Raw genomic sequence first — 4,562 nt, forward strand, 5'->3', positions numbered from 1 at the left:
AAACTCTTTAACTACACGACCCTAATCCGATCTTATCGCGTTTTGTCGTGGGGTGAGGGTGGGGTTGACCTGGGGGAATGGGGGTGGGGTTCGTGTTGGGCGGAAGTTGGGGTGGAGATTCACTCGGGTGGGTGAGTGGCTTCGGTGCTCGCGAGGGGGCTGGGGAGAGGCAGGACGGGGGCCGGAGAGAGGGCAGAGTGCTTTGGTGCTCGCAATGGGGGCGGAGAGAGGGGGGCGGGGCCGGAGAGAGGCAGAGATGAGAGACGGGAGAGGCCGTGATGGGTAATGGGAGAGGCAGTGATGGGAGAGGGAGAGGTAGGGCGGGGGTAGAGGAGAGGTAGAGCGGGGATCCGAGGGAGGTAGGGCGAGCCTGGGAAAGGCAGGGCAGAGCCGGGAAGAAGCAGGTGCGGAGGCTGGGAGAGGTGGTGATGGGAGACGGGAGAGGGGGGCGGGCTGAAGAGGCGGGGCGGTTGAAGAGAGGCAGGGCGGGGTGGAGACAGGCAGGGCGGGGCGGGAGAGGCGGGGTGGGACGGCGGAACCTTCAGGTGTTGGGGATGCGCGCCGGGTGGTGCGCACGAGGGCAAGAGCGAAGTCAGTGACGCTGGAGGCAGGGCTCGCAAGACCGGAGCGGGGACTTGGAAGGTGGGCTCGTCGGTGCAAGAGGGCGGAGCCCGTGGAGGTTGCGGCGAGGATCGCGTGGGGGAGAGAAGCGGAAGCCTGGGAGAGGGCTGGCCGGGATTAGGCGCCGGACTCGCGCTGCTGCGGGCGGAACGTTGGGCGGGATGTGGGCGTGGCAGGGGGTGTGCGGGGTGGAAGCGGTTGGCCGGGCGAGGTGTGGGGCTGGAAGCAGCTTGCCGAGCGGAGTACGGGGTGGAAGCGGTTCGCCGAGCGGCATGTGGGGCTGGGAGCGGTTCGCCGGGCGAAGTGTGGAGGCGGTCGCTGGGCGGGGTGCGGAGATGGGAGCGGGGGCCGTCCCTGGTGGGATGGCCCCCGCGTTGGCTGTTCCTTCGAGTTGTCAGGTGATGTCGCGGTTGTTGTTGCGGAGCAGGCCGCCTACGAAGAAGATCGCCGTCCAGATGAGGAAGATCAGGCCGCTCAGCCACATCGCGAAGGCGCCGGGGGCGCCGGCGGCGGCGCGGGCGATCGTGTCGAACTGTTCGCGTTCTCGTGGGGTTGGGACGGTGCCGACTATGTTCTCGATCTGGTCGTAGAGGAGCTGTGCGGCCGTTGAGCCGGTCAGGCCGTTCGCCGAGCCGTTGGGCATCAGGCCGGCTATGTGCAGGTCCGCGTTCTGTGCCGTGATGAGCAGCTCCGCCACCGGGCCGACCAGGCCCGCGTACAGCAGCAGCACCAGCAGGGCGGCCACCGGTGAGCCGAGCAGGGCGCCGACGCCCATGCCGAGCAGTGTCCACAGCAGGCACGACAGCACGCCGGTGAACAGGATGATCAGCCAGTCGCCGGCGTCGGGCAGCTTGCCGGTGGTGCCCAGGACGATGCCCAGGCTCGCGGCCAGTGCCACGACGATGCCGTAGACCAGGCCCCACACCGTGTAGACGATGGCCTTGGCACCCAGCACCGCGGCGCGGCTGGGGGCGGTCAGGAAGCTCGTCGTGATGGTCTTGCGGTTGATCTCGCTCGCCAGGGCCAGCGCGCCGAACACCATCGGGAAGAGCGACGCGAAGTTCATGGCCCTGGTCAGCGCCAGCGACGACAGGGACAGCTGCGCGTCGTTGATGCCGCCGGAGTTGATCGCGTCCTCGATCGCGTCGCCGACGTCGGTGAAGAACAGTGCGGCCAGCCACGCCCAGCCCAGCGCCAGGCCGACGGCCGGGATCAGCAGCGCCCACCACATCTTGGTGGTGAGGATCTTGCGGAACTCCGCCTTGAGCAGGTTGCCCATCAGTTGCTCCCCCCGTCCGAGCCGGTCGAACCCGAACCCGAACCCGAGTTGCCATCGGTCGGTGGCGGGGACGGGTCAGGCGGCGGCGGAGCCTGGGGCGCCTCCCAGCCGGTCGGCTGGTGCGGGGCCGCGTGCGGCGCGGGTTGGTGCCAGCCGCCGGATGGCTGCTGCGGCGGGGTGGGCTGACCCCAGCCACCCTGCGGCTGCTGGTCGGGCGGGGGCTGCTGGTAGCCGCCGGGCGGGGTCCCCGGCGCGTAACCCTGGGGCGGCGTGTAGCTCTGCTGCGGCACGTACCCCTGCTGCTGGTAACCGGGCTGCTGGTAACCGGGCTGCTGATAGCCCTGCTGCTGCGGCGGGGCGCCCCAGCCGGGTGGCGGGGCCTGGCCGTACGGCGTCTGGCCGGTGTACTGGCCCGCGGTGAGCCGGAAGAACATCTGCTCCAGGTCAGCCCGCTCCTCGTGCACGCCATAGAGCGCGACGCCGGCCTGGGCCGCGATGTCGCCGACCTGCTGGATCGTCGCGCCGACCACGGCGAGCTTGCCGTCCGGGGTGGGTGACACGTTGGTGATCTTCATTTCCTGCAGGGCGATCGCCAGCTTCTGCGGGTCGGCCGGCTGGACGATGATCCGGCTCTGCTGCGACTTCCGCAGCTCATCGAGCGAGCCGTAGTACATGGTCTGGCCGCGGCTGATGATCACCACCTGGTCGATGGTCTGCTCGACCTCGGCCAGGAGGTGGCTGGAGATCAGCACCGTGCGGCCGCTCTGCGCGAACGCCTTCAGGAACGCACGCAGCCAGGCGATGCCCTCCGGGTCGAGGCCGTTCGCCGGCTCGTCGAGGACGAGCACCTGCGGGTCGCCGAGCAGCGCGGTCGCCAGGGCGAGGCGCTGCTTCATGCCCAGCGAGAAGCCGCCGGCCGCGCGGTTGCCGGCCACACCGAGGCCCACCAGGTTCAGCACCTCGTCGGCGCGCCGGTCGGGTATGCCCATCGCGGCCGCGTACACCCGGAGGTGGTCGCGGGCCGTGCGGCCCGGGTGGAAGCCCTGCGCCTCCAGCACGCCGCCGACGATCCGCGCCGGATTGCCGAGCCGGTTGAACGGCTGGCCGTTGATCGTCGCCCAGCCGGACGTCGGGCGCACGAGGCCGAGCAGCATGCGCAGTGTGGTCGTCTTGCCGGAACCGTTCGGCCCGAGGAAGCCCGTGACCGAGCCGGGCTCCACGTTGAAACTGAGGTTCTGTACCGCGGCGACCTGACCGAAGTGCTTGGTCAGGTTCTGCACCACGATGCGGCCGCTGCCGTCCTGCACGTGCCCCTCCTGCTTCGCCTGGGGGTTGGTGCGGGTCATCTTGCCCCATGACGGTGACGGGTTTGCGCGGAACGGCCCTAACCGGTCGAGGGGTGTCCCCTCTCGCCGTCGTCGCGGGAGCTGGCGGGCGGGAGGTCAGCGGGCGCTCAGGCGGGTGAAGGGGTTGCCGCGCAGTGGATAGGTGCGGCGCCGGTCGGGCACGCCCTCGCCGACGAGCTGCTCGTGCGCGGCTCGCCAGACCTGGCACGGCCAGCGGCGGGCGCGGCTGCCGCGCCGGCAGGTCTCGCAGCGGCCGGTCGGGTCGGCGCGGTGCGCGTTGAGCAGGCGGCGCCAGCCCTCGGCAAGGTGTCGCAGCTCGGCGCGGGCTATGGGCAGCACCTTCGCGGGATCGGCATGGTCGGCCATCTCGTCGACGGCGTCCAGCCGGTTCAGCACGGCACGACGAGTGTCATCCATCTCGGGAACCATGCATTCACCCGACCTGGCGATCCGGACGCTCGTCGGTACGGATGGCGGCCTGGTCGAGCGCCCGGCCGAGGCCCCTCGCCTGCTGCGCGGACAGCACCGCGGCGGCGCCGGGCGGGGGAACGAGCACGACTCGCTCGTCCTCGACCAGGACCATCAGTGCCCGGTCCCGGCCGAAGGGATCTATGCATCTCACGGACCAGCGGGGTTCAGTCACCGTTACGACATCGGCCGAGGAAAGGATCGACCGAAGTGGTAACGGCGGAGTTCACTCCATTGCCACGTTTCTCACTCGATCGAGCGTTACTCGGATGTGCTGGTTGCGATGCGAGTAGTCACGGTCGCAACGGGTAAGCCTTCGGGCCTGCTGTGTCGAAGTGGCGCTGAATCGAGAACTTTTCCGACTCACCCACCCCCCGATTGCACCACTCCGAGCCCTATGCGCTTAAACTGCACTTGGCGGCCCGCTCCCAGTGACCCCCAGGCTGGTTGAGCGGGCCGCCCCGAACCCCTTGTTCGACGCTTTGCGTCTTCCCCCCGTTCCGTGTTTCTTCTGGGGGGCGACCCCCCAGACCCCCACGGTGCGGATGCTTCCGAACCAGCGTGGGTGCGTTGGGAGTGTGTTGGGGTGTGTTGGGAGTGCGGGTGGGGGTCTGTTGGGGGTGTGTCTGCGGCGCCTTGCTTGCCTTGTCCGCGTTGCCGCGTGCTGTCGATCCTGTGTGGGTGCTTTGGTGTCGCCACACCTGCGGTGTTGGCCGTCTTGCCTGTCTTGCCCGCGTTGGCGCGTGCTGTCGATCCTGTGTGGGGTCGTTGGTATCGCCGCACCTGCGGTGCGTTGGCTGCCTTGCTTGCCTTGTTCGCGTTGTCCGCGTTGCTGTCGATCCTGTGTG

General features: G+C 69.5%; 5 protein-coding genes. 1 reads left to right on the forward strand and 4 read right to left on the reverse strand.

Annotated features, from left to right (window positions below):
- Positions 1-1,015: 1,015 nt before the first annotated feature.
- The 4 genes from ACJ73U_RS01455 to ACJ73U_RS01470 form a co-directional block, all read right to left on the reverse strand.
- Positions 1,016-1,900, reverse strand: a complete 885-nt coding sequence (locus ACJ73U_RS01455) for an ABC transporter permease subunit (protein ID WP_407775647.1) — start codon at positions 1,898-1,900, stop codon at positions 1,016-1,018.
- Positions 1,900-3,207, reverse strand: a complete 1,308-nt coding sequence (locus ACJ73U_RS01460) for an ABC transporter ATP-binding protein (protein WP_407775651.1) — start codon at positions 3,205-3,207, stop codon at positions 1,900-1,902. The genes ACJ73U_RS01455 and ACJ73U_RS01460 overlap by 1 nt, the downstream gene beginning before the upstream one ends.
- A 135-nt stretch (positions 3,208-3,342) precedes the next feature.
- Positions 3,343-3,663, reverse strand: coding sequence for a hypothetical protein (locus ACJ73U_RS01465; protein ID WP_407775648.1), 321 nt, complete (start codon positions 3,661-3,663; stop codon positions 3,343-3,345).
- Between the two features lie 16 nt (positions 3,664-3,679).
- Positions 3,680-3,868, reverse strand: a complete 189-nt coding sequence (locus ACJ73U_RS01470) for a hypothetical protein (protein WP_407775649.1) — start codon at positions 3,866-3,868, stop codon at positions 3,680-3,682.
- Between the two features lie 507 nt (positions 3,869-4,375).
- On the opposite strand from ACJ73U_RS01470, the gene ACJ73U_RS01475 reads away from it, so the two are divergent.
- A partial coding sequence (locus ACJ73U_RS01475) for a hypothetical protein (RefSeq protein WP_407775650.1) occupies positions 4,376-4,562 on the forward strand: 187 nt, incomplete at its 3' end.

It is taken from the genome of Actinophytocola sp. (assembly GCF_045807065.1).
Lineage (GTDB): Bacteria > Actinomycetota > Actinomycetes > Mycobacteriales > Pseudonocardiaceae > Actinophytocola.